Source organism: Pseudoxanthomonas sp. LjRoot127, from assembly GCF_964253495.1.
Classification (GTDB): domain Bacteria; phylum Pseudomonadota; class Gammaproteobacteria; order Xanthomonadales; family Xanthomonadaceae; genus Pseudoxanthomonas_A.
Map to the genome: position 1 here is coordinate 2,738,734 of NZ_CAXUQR020000001.1, position 19,269 is coordinate 2,758,002.

The 19,269-nt window shown below is 67.6% G+C and carries 19 protein-coding genes; 13 read left to right on the plus strand and 6 right to left on the minus strand.

Features of this window, described 5'->3' with window-relative positions; translation table 11 throughout:
- Position 1: 1 nt before the first annotated feature.
- Entirely contained in the window at positions 2 to 949 is a 948-nt protein-coding gene (locus tag ACSQ19_RS12710; protein ID WP_296279130.1) for a DMT family transporter, read from the minus strand.
- A 101-nt stretch (positions 950 to 1,050) separates the two neighbouring features.
- On the opposite strand from ACSQ19_RS12710, the gene ACSQ19_RS12715 reads away from it, so the two are divergent.
- Both ACSQ19_RS12715 and ACSQ19_RS12720 read left to right on the plus strand, forming a co-directional pair.
- The gene (locus tag ACSQ19_RS12715) at positions 1,051 to 1,695 is read left to right on the plus strand and encodes a Pr6Pr family membrane protein (protein ID WP_435997410.1); all 645 of its coding nucleotides are present in this window, start codon (positions 1,051 to 1,053) and stop codon (positions 1,693 to 1,695) included.
- A 201-nt stretch (positions 1,696 to 1,896) separates the two neighbouring features.
- Positions 1,897 to 3,195, plus strand: coding sequence for an MFS transporter (locus ACSQ19_RS12720; protein WP_435997412.1), 1,299 nt, complete (start codon positions 1,897 to 1,899; stop codon positions 3,193 to 3,195).
- Between the two features lie 3 nt (positions 3,196 to 3,198).
- Here the strand turns inward: ACSQ19_RS12720 and ACSQ19_RS12725 are convergent, their stop codons facing one another.
- Complete coding sequence (locus ACSQ19_RS12725; protein WP_435997414.1) at positions 3,199 to 4,023, minus strand: DUF72 domain-containing protein; 825 nt, start codon at positions 4,021 to 4,023, stop codon at positions 3,199 to 3,201.
- Positions 4,024 to 4,096: 73 nt separating this feature from the next.
- Here ACSQ19_RS12725 and rraA point away from each other — a divergent pair, with 73 nt between their 5' ends.
- Positions 4,097 to 4,573, plus strand: a complete 477-nt coding sequence (gene rraA / locus ACSQ19_RS12730) for a ribonuclease E activity regulator RraA (RefSeq protein ID WP_435997416.1) — start codon at positions 4,097 to 4,099, stop codon at positions 4,571 to 4,573.
- A 137-nt stretch (positions 4,574 to 4,710) separates the two neighbouring features.
- Here the strand turns inward: rraA and ACSQ19_RS12735 are convergent, their stop codons facing one another.
- Positions 4,711 to 6,522 carry a DUF885 domain-containing protein gene (locus ACSQ19_RS12735; RefSeq protein WP_435997418.1) on the minus strand — a complete coding sequence of 604 codons (1,812 nt, stop codon included), beginning with the start codon at positions 6,520 to 6,522 and terminating at the stop codon, positions 4,711 to 4,713.
- Between the two features lie 114 nt (positions 6,523 to 6,636).
- Between ACSQ19_RS12735 and ACSQ19_RS12740 the strand changes: the two genes are divergently transcribed.
- Together ACSQ19_RS12740 and ACSQ19_RS12745 are read left to right on the plus strand one after the other, a co-directional pair.
- A complete protein-coding gene (locus ACSQ19_RS12740; RefSeq protein WP_435997420.1) occupies positions 6,637 to 6,987 on the plus strand; it encodes a GFA family protein in 351 nt (116 codons plus the stop codon).
- 30 nt (positions 6,988 to 7,017) lie between these two features.
- Entirely contained in the window at positions 7,018 to 7,902 is an 885-nt protein-coding gene (locus tag ACSQ19_RS12745) for a DUF2785 domain-containing protein (protein ID WP_435997422.1), read from the plus strand.
- A 10-nt stretch (positions 7,903 to 7,912) separates the two neighbouring features.
- On the opposite strand, the gene ACSQ19_RS12750 is transcribed toward ACSQ19_RS12745, so the two are convergent.
- Positions 7,913 to 8,851 (minus strand): LysR substrate-binding domain-containing protein, encoded by a 939-nt coding sequence (locus ACSQ19_RS12750; RefSeq protein ID WP_435997424.1) that lies wholly within the window; start codon positions 8,849 to 8,851, stop codon positions 7,913 to 7,915.
- 106 nt (positions 8,852 to 8,957) lie between these two features.
- Between ACSQ19_RS12750 and ACSQ19_RS12755 the strand changes: the two genes are divergently transcribed.
- Complete coding sequence (locus ACSQ19_RS12755; protein WP_435997426.1) at positions 8,958 to 9,854, plus strand: DMT family transporter; 897 nt, start codon at positions 8,958 to 8,960, stop codon at positions 9,852 to 9,854.
- Positions 9,855 to 9,949: 95 nt separating this feature from the next.
- On the opposite strand, the gene ACSQ19_RS12760 is transcribed toward ACSQ19_RS12755, so the two are convergent.
- Both ACSQ19_RS12760 and ACSQ19_RS12765 read right to left on the minus strand, forming a co-directional pair.
- Positions 9,950 to 10,861 carry a peptidylprolyl isomerase gene (locus ACSQ19_RS12760; protein WP_435997428.1) on the minus strand — a complete coding sequence of 304 codons (912 nt, stop codon included), beginning with the start codon at positions 10,859 to 10,861 and terminating at the stop codon, positions 9,950 to 9,952.
- A gap of 67 nt (positions 10,862 to 10,928) precedes the next feature.
- A complete protein-coding gene (locus tag ACSQ19_RS12765; RefSeq protein WP_296282526.1) occupies positions 10,929 to 12,230 on the minus strand; it encodes an MFS transporter in 1,302 nt (433 codons plus the stop codon).
- Between the two features lie 166 nt (positions 12,231 to 12,396).
- On the opposite strand from ACSQ19_RS12765, the gene cyoA reads away from it, so the two are divergent.
- From cyoA to ACSQ19_RS12800, 7 genes are read left to right on the plus strand one after another with little or no spacing between them, the layout of a single operon-like run.
- Positions 12,397 to 13,458, plus strand: a complete 1,062-nt coding sequence (gene cyoA, locus ACSQ19_RS12770; RefSeq protein WP_435997430.1) for a ubiquinol oxidase subunit II — start codon at positions 12,397 to 12,399, stop codon at positions 13,456 to 13,458.
- Positions 13,459 to 13,500: 42 nt separating this feature from the next.
- The gene (gene cyoB / locus ACSQ19_RS12775; RefSeq protein ID WP_296282524.1) at positions 13,501 to 15,540 is read left to right on the plus strand and encodes a cytochrome o ubiquinol oxidase subunit I; all 2,040 of its coding nucleotides are present in this window, start codon (positions 13,501 to 13,503) and stop codon (positions 15,538 to 15,540) included.
- Positions 15,533 to 16,165, plus strand: a complete 633-nt coding sequence (gene cyoC / locus ACSQ19_RS12780) for a cytochrome o ubiquinol oxidase subunit III (RefSeq protein WP_435997433.1) — start codon at positions 15,533 to 15,535, stop codon at positions 16,163 to 16,165. Before cyoB ends, cyoC begins: the two co-directional genes overlap by 8 nt.
- Positions 16,165 to 16,569: a cytochrome o ubiquinol oxidase subunit IV gene (gene cyoD, locus ACSQ19_RS12785; protein WP_435997435.1), complete on the plus strand. Its 405-nt coding sequence runs from the start codon at positions 16,165 to 16,167 to the stop codon at positions 16,567 to 16,569. The genes cyoC and cyoD overlap by 1 nt, the downstream gene beginning before the upstream one ends.
- Complete coding sequence (locus tag ACSQ19_RS12790) at positions 16,566 to 17,357, plus strand: SURF1 family protein (protein WP_435997437.1); 792 nt, start codon at positions 16,566 to 16,568, stop codon at positions 17,355 to 17,357. The genes cyoD and ACSQ19_RS12790 overlap by 4 nt, the downstream gene beginning before the upstream one ends.
- The gene (locus ACSQ19_RS12795; protein WP_435997439.1) at positions 17,305 to 18,684 is read left to right on the plus strand and encodes an ATP-binding protein; all 1,380 of its coding nucleotides are present in this window, start codon (positions 17,305 to 17,307) and stop codon (positions 18,682 to 18,684) included. Before ACSQ19_RS12790 ends, ACSQ19_RS12795 begins: the two co-directional genes overlap by 53 nt.
- Positions 18,668 to 19,210, plus strand: a complete 543-nt coding sequence (locus ACSQ19_RS12800) for a response regulator transcription factor (protein ID WP_435997441.1) — start codon at positions 18,668 to 18,670, stop codon at positions 19,208 to 19,210. Before ACSQ19_RS12795 ends, ACSQ19_RS12800 begins: the two co-directional genes overlap by 17 nt.
- Positions 19,211 to 19,269 lie beyond the last annotated feature (59 nt).

The window sequence follows — 19,269 nt, forward strand, 5'->3', positions numbered from 1 at the left end:
GTCAGTCGACGATGTTCTTGGCCTCGGAGGTGCCCAGCACCTCCGGATGCTCGATGCGCTTCTGACGCTGGGTCAGCGGGTGCAGGAACACCGCGGCAAGGATGATGCCCACGCCCAGGTAGAACAGCGGCGTCAGTTCGCGCTGCTCGCCCAGCAGCACGATGGCCAGGACGATGGCGTAGACCGGCTCCAGGTTGGTCACCAGCTGCACGCCGTAGGCGCTGAGGTGCTTCAGCGCGACCAGCGACAGCGCGAACGGCAGCAACGTGCAGGCCAGCGACAGGATCACCAGGAGCGCGCCGTCCTTCAGTCCGGGCAGCACGAACAGGTCGCCCGCGAAGGCGGGAAACAGCATGGGCATCAGCGGGGCGAGCGCGGTCAGCAGCAGGGTGCCGGCGCCCAGTTCCAGGCCGGTGATGGTCAGCGGCTCGCCGTGGTCGATCAGGCGCTTGTTGAGCGGGCCGAACACGGCCACCAGCAGCGCCGACAGCGCGCCGACGAGCACGCCCAGGCGCATGCCATCGGGAATGCCGCCCACGACCAGCGCCACGCCCGGCAGCACGGCGATGCCGAACAGCAGTTCGCGCCACGAGAACGGGCGACGCGTCAGCCAGGGCTCGATCACCGAGGTGAAGGCCGGCGCCAGGGCGATGCAGGTCACGGCGACCGATGCGTTCGACAATTTGATGGCGCCATAGAACGTCAGCCAGTGCAGCGCCACGATTGCGCCGATGCCGCAGTAGGCCAGTACCAGTTTCGGCGACATGGCGCGCAGTCCGCGCCAGACGCGCGGCAACAAGGCGAGGGCGGCCACCACGATCAGCATGCGCCACCACACCAGCGGCAGGGCCGACAGGCTGATCAGCTTGCCCAGGATGGGGGTGAAGCCCCACAGCAGCACGCACAGGTGGATCTGCAGCTGGGCCTTGGCGGTCGGTGTCATCGGCATCCGCCCATTGTCGCCGAAGCGCTGCGCGGCTGGCGATGGGACCACTCCCGGCCGGGCACGCGCCGTGGCAAGCTGGCGCCACTGCGGACCGAGGATGACCGATGTCGCCTGCACGCCTTCCCGTCGCATCCCGTACCTGCGCCGCCCTGGTGGGGCTGCTGGCCCTGTCGGCGCTGACGCTGCAGTACATCCTGCTCGTGCAGCTGACGCGGGACACCATCGGCGTGGCATTGGGAACGCTACGGTTCGTCACGTACTTCACCATCCTCAGCAACATCGCGGTGGCGCTGGTCGCGTTCACCGCGGCCACGGGGCGTCCGGGTTTCTTCGCGCAGGCCGGCGTGCGAGGTGCGGTCGCGCTCTACATCGGCGTTACCGGCAGCATCTATTTCTTCATCCTGCGCCACCTGTGGCAGCCGCAGGGCGCGCAATGGTGGGCCGACACCGGCCTGCACTACGCAGTGCCGCTGGCGTACTGGGCGTGGTGGCTGAGCTGCGTGCCGCACGGCGCGCTGCGCTGGCGCGACGTCGCCGGGTGGCTGCTGTTCCCGCTGGGCTACGTCATCTGGGTGTTCCTGCGCGGCGCGTGGGTGGGCGAGTACCCGTACCCCTTCATCGACGTGGGCCAGCTCGGCTGGGCACGGGTCGGCGTCAATGCGCTGGGTGTGATGGGCGTGTTCGTGGTGCTTGGGTTGGTCGTCGTGGGCCTGGATCGGCTGCTCGACCGGCGTAGAAGTCCCCTGTAGGAGCGACGTCAGTCGCGACCGGACGACCACCGGTCACGCACGGCTGCATTGCCCGGGGTCACCCGGATTGCCAAGTGTCCTGGCGGGCTTGATGCACGGTCGCGACTGACGTCGCTCCTACAGAAGGGGGCGCCGCTGGACGGCCCTTGTACGGCGTGCGATGTTCGCGCGCCACGACCGCAGCGCCTTCAGGACATCCGCATGACCGCCGCCGCATCGCCTCCGATCCAGCGCCGCTTCAACCGACGCGATGCGAAGACGCTCGGGCTGTCTGCGCTGGGCGGCGCGCTGGAGTTCTACGACTTCGTCGTGTTCGTGTTCTTCGCAAAGACGTTGGGTGCGTTGTTCTTCCCGCCCGGCACCGCACCCTGGCTGGCGCAGCTGCAGGTGTACGGCATCTTCGCCGCCGGCTACGTCGCGCGTCCGCTGGGCGGCATCGTGATGGCGCATTTCGGCGACCGCCTGGGTCGCAAGCGCATGTTCACGCTCAGCGTTTTCATGATGTCGGTGCCGACACTGCTGATCGGCCTGCTGCCCACGCATGCGCAGGTCGGTGCACTGGCGCCGTTGCTGTTGCTGACGATGCGGATCGTGCAGGGCATCGCGGTCGGTGGTGAAGTGCCGGGTGCCTGGGTGTTCGTCGCCGAGCATGTGCCGCGCAGCCGCGTGGGCATCGCCTGCGCCACGCTGACCGCCGGACTGACCGCCGGCATCCTGATCGGCTCGCTGTTGGCCGCATGGATCAACACCCGCTACAGCGCCGCGGAGGTGCAGGCGTGGGTATGGCGCGTGCCGTTCCTGATCGGCGGCGTGTTCGGCTTCGTCGCGGTATGGCTGCGGCGCTGGCTGGAAGAAACGCCGGTCTTCGTCGAGATGCGCGAACGCCGGCAACTCGCCCGCCAGGTGCCGGTCAAGCAGGTGCTCGCCGCGCATCGGCCGGCCGTGGTGCTGTCGATCCTCGCCTCGTGGCAGCTCACGGCGGCGATCGTCGTCATCGTGCTGCTGACGCCGACCCTGGTGCAGACCAGCTTCGGCATCGCGCCTGCGGTCGCGTTCCACGGCAACAGCCTGGCGACGCTGGCGCTGGTGTTCGGCTGCCTGGCCGCCGGCTGGGCGGTGGACAGGATCGGCGTGGGGCGCGCGCTGCTGTCGGGTTCGCTGGGATTGGGCGTGGCGGCCTACGCGCTGTACGGCGCGCTTCTGTCGGGGCAAGAAGCGCAGTTCGTGGCGTGGTACACGCTGGCCGGCTTCTGTTGCGGCGTGGTCGGCGTGACGCCGGCGCTGATGGTCGCGGCGTTCCCACCGGAAGTGCGATTTTCCGGTCTGTCGTTTTCCTACAACGTGGCGTACGCGGTGTTCGGCGGGCTGACCCCGCCGCTGCTCGCCTGGTTGTCGAAGGCATGGGGGCCGCTGGCCCCGGCGCACTATGTGGCCTTCACCTGCGTGGTCGGTGCCGGCGTGGCCGCCTGGCTCATCGCGAAGCGGCCGCTGCGCTACTGAGGGTCACTTCGCGAGTTGGCGGATCATCGCCATCGCCGCCGCCGGGTTGCGTTCTTTCGCACTGCTGATGAAGTACAGGAACACGTCGCGCCTGGGCAGCACGGGCGCAGGCTCGCCCACGTGCGGCAGTTCGGCGATGTCTCCGCCGCGCGACCAGGCGCGTGCGCGCTCGGCCCATTGCGTCAGTTCCTTCGGCGGGTACCCGGTCTCGATCGGTTGCGAGCGCATCAGGCGTGCGTAGACGAAATCCGCGGTGAGGTCGGCGAAGGACGGGTAGTCGGTGGAATCGGTGAAGACCGTGGCCACCTGATGGCGACGCGCGAGTTCGATGAAGTCCGCGTCCACGGCGGCGGGGTCGCGGACTTCCAACGCGTGCCGCAGTGGGCGGCCGTCCACGTCGCGCGGGAGCAGCGCCAGGAAGGCATCTAGTTCGTCCGTATCGACGCGTCGTCCCGCTTCGAACTGCCAGACCAGCGGCCCCAGCTTCGGACCCAGTTCGGCGATGCCGCCGACGAAATCCTCCACCTGGGCCCGCGTCGACGCCAGCGAGCGCGACTGCATGATCCGCTTGGGCGCCTTGGCCGAGAACACGAAGCCGTCCGGCGTCTGGTCGCGCCAGCTGGCGTACGTCGCCGGCTTCTGCGCGCTGTAGTAGGTGCCGTTGATCTCGATGGCGGTCAGCTGGCGGCTGGCGTATTCCAGTTCCCGCCGTTGCACCAGACCCTCGGGATAGAAGTTCTTGCGCCACGGCGCGAAGGTCCAGCCGCCGATGCCGATGCGGATGCCGTCGGTGGAAACCGGGGGCGGAGAAGCGAAGAGGTCGTCCATGCGCGGAGCATAGCCCGGCATGCGTCGCGGCCGCGTTACCATGCGGTCAACCCGCGCCCTCGGAGCTGCCCGCATGTCCTGGACCACGCCCGACCTGTGCGACCAGTATCCCGATGTGCAGGTCGCCGATCCGGTGTTCCGCGGCTATGGCGGACGCGTTGCGTTCGCCGGGCCGGCAGTGACGGTGAAGTGTTTCGAGGACAACTCGCGCGTGCGTGAACTGGCGGCGACGCCGGGCGAAGGCCGGGTGATCGTGGTCGATGGCGGCGGTTCGCTGCGGCGTGCGTTGCTGGGCGACCAGATCGCGGCGAACGCGGTGAAGAACGGCTGGTCCGGTTTCCTGATCTTCGGCTGCGTACGCGATGTGGACGCGCTCGCCGCCTTGCCGCTCGGCGTGCAGGCGCTGGCATCGCATCCGATGAAGACCGACAAGCGCGGCCTGGGCGAGGTGGACGTGCCGGTGGCGTTCGCCGGCCTGTCGATCGCCCCGGGCGACCGGATCTATGCCGATGCCAACGGTGTGATCGTGGCGACCTCGCGCCTGGCGTAGAGCCGAGCTTGCTCGGCTGCTTTCTTGCGAAGAAGCGGAGCAAGCTCCGCTCTACACCGTGCCATGGAAGTCGCTGGATCCCCGCATTCGCGGGGATGACGTCCCGGCAAAGGCGCGCTGACGCGCGCGCCGGGACGTCACTTGATCGGTTCGTCCAGCATCAGCTGGCGGACGAAGCGCACCGGCGGTGCGCCGTACGACAGCACCTGGTCGTGATAAGCCTTCAGGTTGAACTGCGCGCCCTGTTTGGCTTCCGCCGCCTTGCGCATGTCGAAGTGCTCCTGCACGCCAACGAAGTACGTCGGCAGCTGCGCCGAGGTCAGCTGCGCGCGCGTCCACTTGCCGGCGGCTTCGCGTTCCTGCTGGAAGGTCTGGCGCACCATCAGGTCCATCGCCTGCTCGCGCGTCCAGCCGTCCACCTGCACGCCCTGGTCGAGGATCGCGTTGGCGATCGTGCGCAGGTAGAACTTCATCTGCACCAGGTGGAACAACGGGTCGTTGTCGAGGTAGCCGGCGTCGGACATCATTTTCTCGGTGTAGACCGCCCAGCCTTCGGCGAACATGCCCGAGCGCAGCACCGCGCGCAGCGTCGACGGGAACTTGGCCGAGTGCCAGCCTTCCAGGTAGTGGCCCGGCGTGCCTTCGTGGATGCTCAGCAGGTGGATCATCCGGCTGTTGTATTCGCGCAGGAACGAGTCGACCTGCTTCTGGTCCCACTCGTCCGGAATCGGCGAGACGGCGTAGAAGGTCTTCAGGTTCTTGTCGAGCGGGCCGGGGGAATCGCAGTACGCCACCGCCACGCCGCGCTGGAACTCCGGCATCTCGATGATTTCCACCGGCGCGTCGGGCAGCGTGACCAGGTCGTGCTTGCGCACGAACTCGGTGGCCTGCGCCAGCGCCGCTTCGGCATCCGGCACGACCTTGTCGCGCGCCGGGCGTTCGGCGTAGGCCAGCTCGAGCGCGGCCTCGATCGCCTTCTGCTGTTCGTCGGCAGTGGGCGTTTCCGGCAGCGCGGGCGCGCCGGGCTTGTCCTTCAGCACGGTGCGGGCGATGCCGTACATCTCCTCACGCACGCGCTTCAGCTCGCCCTCGGCGCGCTGCTTGATGTCGGCGCGCGACAGCGAGGAGAGCAGGGCGAACTGCAGCTTCTGGTCGTACAGCGCCTGGCCGATGCGGAAATCGCCCTTCGCGTTCGGTACCAGCGTCTTGTCCAGCCAGGCCTGGTGCTCGGCCACGGCCTTCTTCAGGCCGTCGATGGCGGCGTCGGCCTGCGCGCGGTCGGCTTCGGGCAGTTCCTTGAGGTGCGGCGTAATGAAGGTATCGACGATGCTGAGGATGCCGGCGTTCTGCTTGGCGACGGTCTCGGCATGCACCTTCGGTACGCGCGCCGGGTCCAGGTTCTCGCGGGCTTGCGCCAGCAGTGCCGGGATCTTCTGCATGCGCGTGGTGGCGGACTTCAGGCGATCCGGCAACGGCGCGAACTCGCGCGCCATCAGGCCGTAGATCGCACCGCCGGCGACGTTGTTGTAGACCTGCGGATCCCACGCCCAGCTCTGCAGCGTTTCGGCGGTCCAGATGTCGTACTGCAGCTGGTTGCGCAGGATGGCGGCGTCGACCTGGTTCTCGCGCGACAGCGCGGCGATGTCGGTCGCATCCAGTTCGGCCAGGATCTTCTTACTGAACTCCAGGCCCTTCTGCCGGCCAGCGGCGCTCAGGTCGTCGAGTTCGCCGTCGTACTTGTGTTCGCCGATCTGGGTGGCGCCGACGGGCGAGAGTTGCAGCCAGCCTTCCAGGGCGCGCTTGGAGAGGTCGGCAAAGGCGGCATCGGCCTTGGCGGTGTCCGTGGCGGTGGCGGCCGTGTCGGCGCCAGGGACGGTGCTGGGGGCTTCACTCTTCTGGCAGGCGGACAGCGAGGCCAGGAGGGCGGCGGCGAGCAGGGTCTTGCGCATGGGGGTCCTGTTGCAGTGCGGCGGTGAGCGGAACCGGAAGCATAGGCCGAAGGTCATGCCCTTGCCCGTGCCATTCGATATACGCTGGCCACCCAGCCAAACGGAAGACGCGCCATGAAGCACGAAGGAAGCTGCCATTGCGGGCGGATCGCGTTCGAGGTCGAAGGCGAGGTCAACGACGTGATCGACTGCAACTGCTCGCTCTGCCGTCGGCGTGGCGGCCTGTTGTGGTTCGTGCCGCGTGAGGCGCTGGTGTTGAAGACGCCCGAAGGCGACCTGTCGACCTATACGTTCAACAAGCACCACATCCGGCACCACTTCTGCGCTGTCTGCGGGATCGCCCCGTACGGCGAAGCCGCGCATCCCAAGACGGGTGCGCAGATGGCGGCCGTCAACGTGCGCTGCCTGCCGGGCGTGGACCTGGCTGGGCTCAAGGTGACCCCGTTCGACGGCGCCAGCCTCTGACGTGGTCGCCGAAGACTTAGGGAGATCACGATGCGCATTTCGATAGTGCTGGTGCTGGCGGGCTTATTCGTGTCCTCGCCCGCGTACGCGTCGTGTCCGCCCGAAGGAACGGATGCGGGATCGTTGCGGTTGTTGCGCGAGCAGCGCTTCGCCGTGCCGGAAGACGTGCGTGCGACGTTGGTCGAGAGTCTTCCCGCATGCTTGTCCGATCCTGATCCGACGTTGCGCGATGGGATCGGCTACGAGGGCTTCAGTGCGTGGCTTCGTGCGGGCTCGTTGGACGAGACCCAGCGCCGCACCCTGCGCGATCGCCTGTACGAGATGCTGGAACAGGATACGGCCGACGGAGTGGGACCTCCGTTCGCCGCACTCGTGCTGTCCGAAGTCGCGCGTACCGACCGCATCGCGCCATGGATGTCGCCGGACGAACGCGACGCGATGGTGCGGCGCGCGGCCGCATACCTGTCGTCGGTGCGCGACTACCGCGGTTTCGACGCGAAAGAAGGCTGGCGCCATGGTGTTGCCCATGGCGCGGACTGGATACTCCAGTTGGTGCTCAACGAACGTGTGGACCGTGCCCAGGTAGAGACATTGCTCCGGGCGGTAGCAGCCCAGGTCGTGCCTGAAAGTGCGCACGCGTATGTCTTCGGCGAGCCGGGACGACTGGCGCGGCCCGTGCTGTACGCCGCAAAACGCGGTTTGCTCGACGAAGCGGCGTGGACAGCCTGGTTCGGTGCGCTGCCGCCCCGGCTGGGCGATGCCAAGCAGGCGTATGCGGATACGACCTGGCTCGCGCGTCGCCACGATCTGATGGCTTTCCTGATGAGTGTCCATCTGGAAGCCGATCAGTCCGAAGACCCCAACATCCGCGCGCTGAAACCGATCGTGGTGCAGGCGCTGAAAGCCGTGCCCTGAGTCTCTCGGGCTACTGACGGGCACCACGCCCCAGGAAGTCGTCCGGCATCGGCGGTAGCGGCGTGCGCTCGTCGCGTGCTTCTTCCTTCAGCCAGTCGATGAAGGCCTGCGCGGTGGCGCTGGGCGGTTTGTGCGCCGGATGCACCGCGTAGTAGGCGAAACGCGCTTTCAGCGCCGGCCCGGGCAGTCGCACGAGTTCGTATCGCTGCAGATAGGGTTGGGCGACATGCCGGCGCGCGAGCGCCGCACCTACGCCATACACGGCGGCGCGCATCGCATCGGTGCTGTCGTTGAAGCTGTGCATCGACGGCAGGCGCAGCCCGCGCACGCCGGCGGCACGGAACCAGTCGCGCCAACCCTGCAGCGCGAGGTCCGTCACCAGCGGCAACTGGGCGATCTGCCGCGGCTCCTTGACCGCTTCGATGCCGGGCAGGGCGGGCGACGCGACCGGGAACAGTTCATCGTCCATCAGGTGGTGCGAGGTCAGGCCTGCCCAATGCCCGGGTCCATGGCGGATGCCCAGTTCCGGGCCTTCGTCATCGAAGCGCGTCAGCGCGATGCCGGTGTCGACATGCAGGCGGACATGGGGATGGCGCGCGCAGAAACGCGGTAACCGCGGCAGCAGCCAGCAATAGGCCATCGAATGCAGCGTGGTAATGCGCAGCGTGGTGGTCTTGCCGGCGAGTCGCAGGTGCGAGGCCACGGCATCGATATCGCCGAGCGCCGCATTGGCGGCATCCGCCAACTGGCGGCCTTCCATCGTGAGCTTCACGCCGCGCGCGTGGCGCTGGAACAGGACCACGCCGAGCAGTCCTTCCAGTTTGCGTACGTGGTGGCTGACGGCGCTGGCGGTGAGGTGCAGTTCGTCGGCGGCGTGGGCGAAATTCTGGTGGCGGGCGGCGGCGGCGAAAACGCCGAGGGCGGGCAGCAGGGCGGGGCGCAGGCTCATGGTGGCTCCAGGCACAAGCCATATTTGTGGCTTGGCCGTATCGTACGCGCTTGTGGGGTTGGCGGGATCGGCCAGAATGGCGGCAGGCACGAACGAGGCTCCCACCATGGCACAGGCGACGACCACCGTAGACCCCATCCCGCAGGTGGCCGGACGCGACTGGCGCACGCCGCTGGAGTTGCTGGCGCTGGGCGCGATCTGGGGCAGCTCGTTCCTCTTCATGCGCATCGCGGCGAACCCGTTCGGACCATTCGCGCTGGTCGAGGTGCGGCTGGCGCTGGGAGCATTGGTCCTGCTGCCGTTCCTCTGGCGCGAGCGCGCGCACTTCCGCGCCGGCATGTGGCCGCGCCTGGCGATGATCGGCGCGATCAATTCGGCCATCCCGTTCCTGTTGTTCGCGTGGGCGGCGCAGCGTTCGCCTGCGGCGATCGGCGCGATCTGCAACGCGATGACCGTGTTGTTCGCGGCGCTGGTGGGCTTCCTGTTCTTCGGCCAGAAGATCGGCACACGCCGTTCGCTGGCGCTGCTCGTGGGTTTCGTGGGCGTGGTCGTGCTGGCGACGAGCAAGGCCGGTGGCTTGAGTGTGGGCGGCGCGGTGGTGGCCGGCTCCACGGCGGCATTGCTGTACGGCGTGGGCGTGAACCTGGTGCGCAAGCATCTGGCGGGCATCCCGCCGGCGGCCGCGGCGGCGGCGACGCTGGGCTGCGCGGCGCTGCTGGTGCTGCCGTTCGCGGCGACGCATTGGCCCACCGCCAGCATCGCGCCCGGTGCATGGGGGGCGGCCATCGCCATCGGCGTGGTCTGCACCGGCTACGCGTTCCTGCTGTATTACCGGTTGATCCAGCGCATCGGTCCGGCACGTGCGTCGACGGTAACCTACCTGGTGCCGCTGTTCGGCGCGGGCTTCGCGTGGGCGTTCCTCGGCGAGCCGGTCACGCTGGCGATGCTGGCCGCGGGCGCGCTGATCCTGGGCAGCGTGGCGGTGAGCCAGCGGGCGACATGAGGCTGTCGCGTTCTTGTGGGAGCGACGTCAGTCGCGAGGACGTCGTCGCACGGCCTCATCGCGACTGACGTCGCTCCCACCGGATGATCAGTGGCTCAACGCTTGGCTTCGCGCACCGGCAGCGGCACGTTGCAGAGGTCGATATGGCCGGCCGGGCGCACGTACCAGCCGTCGCGGCGGTTGCGGCGCGCTTCGGTGGCGGCGGCGAAGGTCTTTGAATCGGTGCGCAGGACCTGCAGCGGGGTGCGTTCGGCATCGGGCAAATCGCTGGCGAGGCGAACGGCGGTGATGGGGGTGCGCTCGGTGGCTTTCTCGTAGAAGCCCATCGGCTCGGGGCCGCGGGGGATCGCGCTGAGCAGTTCCATGCCTTTCACCACGCGGCCGACCAGGGTGATGTTGCGGTCGAGTTGCCGCGGCGACTGGCCGGTGACCACGTAGAGCTCGCTGCCGTTGCTGCTGTCGGGCGGGCCGCCGCGGCCCGCACCCAGGGCGCCGTAGCAATGCGCCAGCCAGACCTTGTTCGTCTTAGGGTCGCGCCCCGCCGGGAAGCCATCGACGAAGCCGACCTCGGGCGCCCAGCCATCCGCGTCCGGCAACCGGGTGAAGGACACGCCTTTGCCCGTGCGCGCGAATTCCGCCGGCAGCTTCGTTTTCGCCGTGCCCAGCGATTTCGCCTTGGCGGTGTCTTCCGCATCGGCATCGCCGAACTGCACCACGAAGTTGTCCTGCGAGCGATAGATGCCCAGTCCGTTCCAGAAGCCCTCGTGCGCCAGCGTGCGGATGTTGGCCACATGCTCGGGCGCAAAGGCGGGCGCCAGTTCGATCACGACCCGTCCGCCCGGTACGTCCATGTACAGCGTGTTCGCCGGGTCGAGCGTGCGCCAGTCGGCGTCCGGCGAGGCGTCCAGGATCTCCTTGGCGCTCAGGTACTTCGGGGGCTCGGCGGCGTACGCGGTGGGCAGGGCGAGCAGGCAGGCGAGCAGCAGCGGGAGACGGCGCATGGGCATTCCTGGACACGGGATGCCCGGATTGTAGTGCGCCGTAAGCGCGGGCGGTGGACGCCCCCGTGGACGATCAGCTCTTGTAGTTCTTCGCGCGGTTGATGCCGAGCGCGATCAGCGTGCCCAGTGCGCCGGACAGCAGGTAGGCGCCCAGCCATTCCAGCCCGAAGTTGGCGCACAGGCCCAGCGCCACCAGTGGGGCGAAGCCGGCGCCGATCAGCCAGGCCAGGTCGGATGTCAGTGCTGCACCGGTGTAGCGGTAGCGGCGACCGAAATTCGCGGTGACCGCGCCCGCCGCCTGGCCGTAGGAGAGGCCGAGCAGGGCGAAGCCGATCAGGATAAAGGCGCCCTGGCCGAACGATCCGCCTTCCATCAGGGTCGGTGCGAAGCCGCTGAACATCGCGATGCCGACGGCCAGGCCGCCGAGCGTGCGTGCACGGCCGACGCGGTCGGCGATGAGGCCCGACGCCACGATGGCGCCGGCGGCGATGAAGGCGCCGAGGATCTGCACGAGCAGGAAACCGACGACCGACTGCTGCGAATACAGCAGGATCCACGATAGCGGAAAGATCGTGACGATATGGAACAGTGCATAGCTCGCGAGCGCGGCGAACGCGCCGATCACGACGTGCCGGCCCTTGGCCTCGAACAACTCGCGCACCGGCGTGGGCTCGAGTTCCAGCTCGCCCATCTTGTCCTGGTATTCGTCGGCCACCACGATGCGCAGCCGAGCGAACAGTGCCACCACGTTGATGGCGAACGCGACGAAGAACGGATAGCGCCAACCCCACGTCAACAGGTCGGCTTCTTCCAGGTTGGCGTACAGGAACGCGAACACCCCAGCCGCCACGATGAAGCCGACCGGCGCGCCCAGCTGGCCCAGCATGGCGTACCAGCCGCGGCGTTCCTTGGGCGCGTTGAGTGCTAGCAGCGAGGGCAGGCCGTCCCACGAGCCGCCCAAGGCCAGGCCCTGCACGACGCGCAGGCACGCCAGCAGTGCGATCGACGTCGCGCCCAACGCGGCATAGCCCGGAAGGAAGGCGATCCCGGCCGTCGCGGTGCCCAGCAGGAACAGCGCCACGGTCAGCTTGATGCCGCGTCCCCAGCGCGCCTGGATCTTCATCGACAGCATGGTGCCGAACGGGCGCGCGACGAAGGCCAGCGCGAACAGCGCGAACGACCACAGCGTGCCTTCCAGGCGATCCACGAAGGGGAAGAACACCGCGGGAAAGATCAGCGCAGAGGCGATGCCGAAGACGAAGAAGTCGAAGTATTCCGACGCACGCCCTATGACCACGCCCACCGCGATCTCGCCCGGGGCGACATCGGCATGGGCCTTGGTGCCGTGGTCGTGGGTGGATCGCGTGGGGTTCATGGAGGCCATGGGACGGGGCTGCCGGGTCGGACCAGGGGAAAGGTACGCCCATAGGGTCGCAAACCGTACCCCTCGCCGCGATAGGACAAAACGTCCAATACTCCATGCCGGGCCCGCGCACTACATTGATCACGATCAATCCGTAAGCCCCACGCCCATGTCCCTCATGCGCCGAGCCCTGCCGTCCGCCGTGGCGATTCCCGCCGCCGCCGTGCTGTCGGGCTGCAACCTGCAGGTCCTCAATCCCGCCGGCGACATCGCCATCCGCCAGGGCAACCTGATCCTGGTGGCGACGGCGCTGATGCTGCTGGTGATCATCCCGGTGATCGCGCTGACGTTCTGGTTCGCGTGGCGCTACCGCGCGTCGAACACGCAGGCCACCTACAAGCCCGACTGGGACCATTCGACGCAGCTGGAGCTGGTCATCTGGGGTGTGCCGCTGCTGATCATCATCGCGCTGGGTGCGGTGACGTGGATCGGCACGCACCTGCTGGACCCGTATCGCCCGCTGGGACGCATCGCCGAAGGGCGTCCGGTGCCGGAGGAGGTGAAACCGCTGGAAGTGCAGGTGGTAGCGCTGGACTGGAAATGGCTGTTCGTCTATCCCGAGTATGGCGTCGCCTCGGTCAACCAGATGGCCGCGCCGGTCGATCGCCCGATCACGTTCCGCCTGACCTCGTCGTCGACGATGAACGCGTTCTACGTGCCGGCGCTGGCCGGGATGATCTACACGATGCCGGCGATGGAGACCAAGCTGCATGCCGTCATCAACAAGGCGGGCGAGTACGAAGGCTTTTCCTCGCACTACAGCGGCGAGGGCTTTTCGCACATGCGCTTCCGTTTCCATGCGCTGTCCGACGAAGGTTTTGATCGCTGGATCGAAGGCGCCCGTGCCGGCGGCAAGGCGCTGACCCGCGCCGAGTATCTGCAGCTGGAAGTGCCGAGTTCGCGCGAGCCCTCCCGCCTCTATGCGTCCGTGGATGCGGGGCTGTTCGATGCGGTGGTCAATCGCTGCGTCGACACCGACCGCCTGTGCATGGACCAGATGATGGCCTACGACGCCATGGGCGGCCGCGGCCTGGACGGCATGCAGGCGTTGCAACGTCCGCGCCGGGGCAACCTGGCCGCAGGTCCGTTCGTCCGCGCCGAACTCTGCACGGTCGAAACGGCGCAGGCCGCGGAGCGCGGTTCCGCCGTGCCCACCGCTGGCGGTCTGAAGGCGCCCTGACGCGCCCCGCCGGCGCCCACCTGGAATCACCGGATCAGCACGATGGCTTTCGATACAAGCTCCGTCCCCCACTCACCAATCACCGGTCGCCTGGCCTGGGACGCCATTCCCATGCTGCACGACCCGATCATCGCCGCGACCTTCATCGGTACCTGCATCGCCGGTCTCGCGCTGCTCGCGGTGATCACGAAGTACAGGCTGTGGGGCTGGCTGTGGCGCGAGTGGTTCACCAGCATCGACCACAAGAAGATCGGCATCATGTACATGGTGCTGGGCCTGGTAATGCTGCTGCGCGGATTCGCCGATGCCATCATGATGCGCCTGCACCAGGCGATGGCCTTCGGCGACAACCTGGGCTACCTGCCGCCGCACCACTACGACCAGATCTTCACCGCCCATGGCGTGATCATGATCTTCTTCGTCGCCATGCCGCTGGTCACCGGCCTGATGAACTACCTGGTGCCGCTGCAGATCGGTGCGCGCGACGTGGCATTCCCGTTCCTCAACAATTTCAGCTTCTGGATGACCACCGCCGGCGCGGTACTGGTCATGCTGTCGTTGTTCCTGGGCGAGTTCTCCACCGCAGGATGGCTGGCGTTGTCCGGCCTGGGCAATCAGGACCCCGGGGTGGGGCTGGACTACTACATATGGGCACTGCAGATAGCGGGCGTCGGTACATTGCTGTCCGGCGTGAACCTGCTGGTGACCATCCTGAAGATGCGCGCGCCCGGCATGGGCCTGATGAAGATGCCGGTGTTCACCTGGACGGCGCTGTGCACCAACGTGCTGATCGTGGTGTCTTTCCCCGTGCTGACCGCGGTGCTGGCGCTGATGACGCTGGACCGCTACGTCGGGACCAACTTCTTCACCACGGACCTTGGCGGCAACGCCATGCTGTACGTCAACCTGATCTGGATCTGGGGTCACCCGGAGGTCTACATCCTGATCTTGCCGCTGTTCGGCGTGTTTTCCGAGATCGTGTCCACCTACTCGGGCAAGCGGCTGTTCGGCTACTCGTCGATGGTCTACGCCACGGTCTGCATCACGGTGCTGTCGTACCTGGTGTGGCTGCACCACTTCTTCACAATGGGCTCGGGCGCGAGCGTCAACTCGTTCTTCGGCATCACCACGATGATCATCTCGATCCCCACCGGGGCGAAGATCTTCAACTGGCTGTTCACGATGTACCGCGGCCGCATCCGCTTCGAAGTGCCGATGCTGTGGACGATGGGCTTCATGGTCACCTTCGTGATCGGCGGCATGACCGGCGTGCTGCTGGCGGTGCCGCCGGCGGACTTCGTGCTGCACAACTCGCTGTTCCTGGTCGCCCACTTCCACAACGTCATCATCGGCGGCGTGGTGTTCGGCCTGTTCGCGGCGATGACGCACTGGTTCCCGAAGGCGTTCGGCTTCCGGCTCGACGACTTCTGGGGCAAGGTCTCGTTCTGGTTCTGGCTGGCCGGCTACTGGTTCGCGTTCACGCCGCTGTACGTGCTGGGCCTGATGGGCGTGACCCGCCGCATGAGCCATTTCGAGGATCCTTCGCTGCAGATCTGGTTCCAGATCGCCGCCTTCGGCGCGGTCCTGGTGGCGATCGGCATCGCCGCGTTCCTGTTCTGCATCTACATCAGCTTCCGCCGACGCGAACAGCTGCGCGACCACACCGGCGATCCGTGGGGTGGCCGCACACTGGAGTGGTCCACGTCGTCGCCGCCGCCCGATTACAACTTCGCGTTCACGCCGGTCGTGCACGACACCGATGCCTGGACGGACATGAAGCAGCGGGGGTTCCAGCGTCCGCGCGACGGATTCAAGGCGATCCACATGCCGCGCAACACCGGGGCCGGCGTCATCCTGTCGGCACTGAGCACGGTCTGCGGCTTCGCCCTGATCTGGCACGTCTGGTGGCTGGCGGGCGTGTCGCTGGTGGCGACGATCGTCTATGCCATCTGGCACAGCTTCGACCGCAACCGCGACTACTACATTCCGGCCGACGAGGTCGCCCGCACTGAGCAGGCGCGCACCGAACAGCTGGAGCGCGCACTCCTGAACCAAGGCCTTGCGAAGCACGCCCATGTCTGAGTCCATCGCCCTGAATCGACCCGACGGCTCGCCGGTGTTCCTGGACACCGAGGGCAGGCATCATCCCGAGAACGGCACGCTGCTGGGCTTCTGGATCTACCTGCTCAGCGACCTGATGATCTTCGGCAGCCTGTTCGCCACGTTCGGAGTGTTTTCCGGCAGCTATGCGGCCGGCCCGTCCGGCCGCGACCTGTTCCTGCCCAACCTGCACCTGGTCGCGATCAATACGGGCATCCTGCTGGTGTCGTCGATCACCTACGGCTTCGCGATGCTGGCGATGATGAAGCGCAGCGCCCGCGGTACGGTCGGCTGGCTTCTGGTCACCGGCGTGCTGGGCCTGGCGTTCCTGTCGATCGAGGTCTACGAGTTCCACCACCTGATCCACATCGGTGCGGGCCCGCAGCGCAGCGCGTTCCTGTCGGCGTTCTTCACGCTGGTGGGCACGCACGGGCTGCATGTGCTGTTCGGGGTCATCTGGCTGATGGTCCTGTGCGTACAGGTCGGCAGGTGGGGGCTCAACCGCACCACCACGCGCCGCATCGCCTGCCTGTCGATGTTCTGGCATTTCCTGGACGTCGTCTGGATCGGCGTCTTCACCTTCGTCTACCTGATGGGCGTGCAGTGATGGCCAACCCTTCTTCTTCTTCTTACGAACACGACGACGTTTTCGAGGACGGCATTCCGCACGCCAGCCTGAAGGAGTACGCGACCGGCTTCGTGCTGTCGGTCGTGCTGACTGCCATCCCGTTCTGGCTGGTGATGGCCAAGGTGCTGCCCACGCCGGCCATCACCACGCTGGTGATCCTGGCCTTCGCCATGGTCCAGGTGGTCGTGCACATGGTGTATTTCCTGCACATGAATCCGAAGTCGGAAGGCGGCTGGAACCTGTTCGCGCTGATCTTCACCGCCGTCCTTCTGGTGATCGTGCTGGCCGGCACGTTGTGGGTCATGCACAACATGAACACCCACATGATGCCGGGCTCGCACGACATGCATCAGGTGCAGGACGCGGTCCAGAGCCTGCCGTGAACGATCCCGCCGCCGCGACGCGTCCTCCTGCGCCGTGCAGGCGGTGGCGGGTCGCGTTCGCCGGCCTGCTGGCGGTCGCCTTCTGCGGATTCATCGCACTGGGCGTGTGGCAGCTGCAGCGGATGGCGTGGAAGCACGATCTGATCGCGCGCGTCGATGCGCGCATCCACGCAGCGGCTGTGCCCGCGCCGTCGCGCGCTCAGTGGGCGTCCGTCAGCGACGCGAACGACAGTTACCGGCGCGTGTCGGTCAGTGGGCGTTTCGTGCCCGGCAGCGAAACGCGCACGCAGGCGGTCACCGAACTCGGTGGCGGCTTCTGGCTGCTCCAGCCGCTGCAGACCGACGATGGCGATCGCGTGCTGGTGAACCGCGGCTTCGTGCCGATCGGCGGGGCGGTGTTGCCTGCGCCGGAGGGGCGGGTGGTGGTGCAAGGGCTCCTGCGCATGAGCGAGCCGGAGGGCGGTTTCCTGCGCCGGAACGTGCCGGCAGAGGATCGATGGTACTCGCGCGACGTCGCCGCGATCGCCGGCGCGCGGGGCCTGCCGGTCCAGGACGTCGCGCCGTTCTTCATCGATGCCGACCGCGATCCGGCCGTGCGCGAGTGGCCGCGCGGCGGCATGACCGTGGTGACGTTCCGCGATCCGCACCTGTCCTATGCGCTGACCTGGTTCGGCATGGCGTTGCTGGCGCTGGTCGGCGGTGGCCTGCTGGTCGCGTCGGAGCGCCGGTTGCGCCATGATCGGCGCCTCCGTCGCCCCCCGGACCCGCATGTACTTCCGCCAGGCTGATTCCGTCGACGATCCCGGGCGCGCCGTGCCCCGCATGGACGGCTCGCACGACCGCGCCGGGCTGCGCAACCTGCAGCAGCTCATCCAGCTGCGCTGGATCGCGGTGGTCGGTCAGGTGGCGACGATCCTGGTGGTGCAGTACGGCCTGGACATCGCGTTGCCGCTCGCGCCGATGTTCGCGGTGCTGGCCGCGCTGGCGCTGTTCAATCTGGCCAGCCACGCGTGGTGGCGGCGTCATGCGCAGGTGTCCCACGGCGCGCTCCTGATCGGCCTGCTGGTGGATGTGGCCTCGCTGACCATCCAGCTGTACCTGTCGGGTGGCATCGCCAATCCGTTCGTGTTCCTGTTCCTGCTGCAGGTCGTGATCGGCACGGTACTGCTGCGCTCGCCGGGCAGCTGGGTGATCGCGGCTGCCGCTGCGCTGTGCGTGGTGGGGCTGGCGGCCGTGCCCGCGCCGCTGAAGCTGGCCGTGGAACCGGCGCGTGGGCTCGCCGACCACTACGTGCAGGGATTGCTGGTGTGCTTCCTCCTGATCGCCGGCCTGCTGGTCGTGTTCATCACCCGCATCGGCGGCATCCTGCGCGAGCGCGACGCGCGGCTGGCCGAGCTACGCCAGCGGGCGGTGGAGGAGGAGCACATCGTGCGCATCGGGCTGCTGGCCTCGGGTGCCGCGCACGAACTGGGTACGCCTCTGTCCACGCTGTCGGTGATCCTCGGTGACTGGCAGCACCTGCCCACCATGGCGTCCGATGGCGAGCTGCACAACGATGTGCTGGAAATGCAGGCCCAGGTCGCGCGCTGCAAGTCCATCGTCACCAATATCCTGATGGCCGCCGGCGAGGCGCGTGCCGAGGCGCCGACGGAGACGACGCTGCATGCGCTGTTCGACGATCTGGCGCATGAATGGGAACAGGCGCGCGGTCCGTCCCGCTTCGAATACCGCAACCAGACGCCCTTCGATCGCCGTATCGTCACCGATGCCGGACTTCGACAGATGGTGTTCAACGTGCTCGACAACGCGCTGGAAGCGTCGCCGGACTGGGTTGGGATGGACGTCCGCATCCACGATGACGCCGTGAGGGTCGAGGTCTCCGATGCCGGCCCCGGCTTCGAGCCCGGCATCCTGCGGCGCCTGGGCACGCCCTACAACAGCAGCAAGGGCAGGCCGGGCGGAGGCCTGGGGCTGTTCCTGTCGGTCAACGTGGCGCGCACGCTCGGTGGCAGGCTGGACGCCGCGAACCGGCCGCAGGGCGGCGCGACGGTCACGCTGACGTTGCCGCTGGCGGCGATCGCGATCGAGGAGACGGATGATGACGACCAGGATTGAGCGCCGGTTGCTGATCGTCGAGGACGATGCGGCGTTCGCGCGGACGCTGGTGCGTTCCTTCGAACGGCGCGGCTACCAGGTGCGTCATCTCGCGGGCGAGGACGGCATGGCGGCGCTGCTGGCGGAGTTCGCGCCCACGCATGCGGTGGTGGATCTCAAGCTGGCCGGCGGCGCGTCCGGCCTGTCCAGCGTCAAGCGGCTGCACGACGCCGACCCGTCGATGGTGATCGTGGTGCTGACCGGCTATGCCAGCATCGCCACCGCGGTGGAGGCGATCAAGCTGGGCGCACGCCACTACCTCGCCAAACCGTCGAACACCGACGATATCGAAGCCGCCTTCCAGCGCGCCGCGGGCGATGCCGACGTGGAACTGACCGCGCGCACGACCTCCATCAAGACGCTGGAGTGGGAACACATCCACGAAGCGCTCGCGGCCAGCGACTTCAATATCTCCGAAGCCGCACGCCGGCTGGGACTTCACCGGCGCACGCTGGCACGCAAGCTGGAGAAGCGGCGGGTCAAGTAGGGCGTGCGTCCCGGTGCCGGCAATCCTGCAGGGCCGCCACGCTACCCATGTCGACCGCC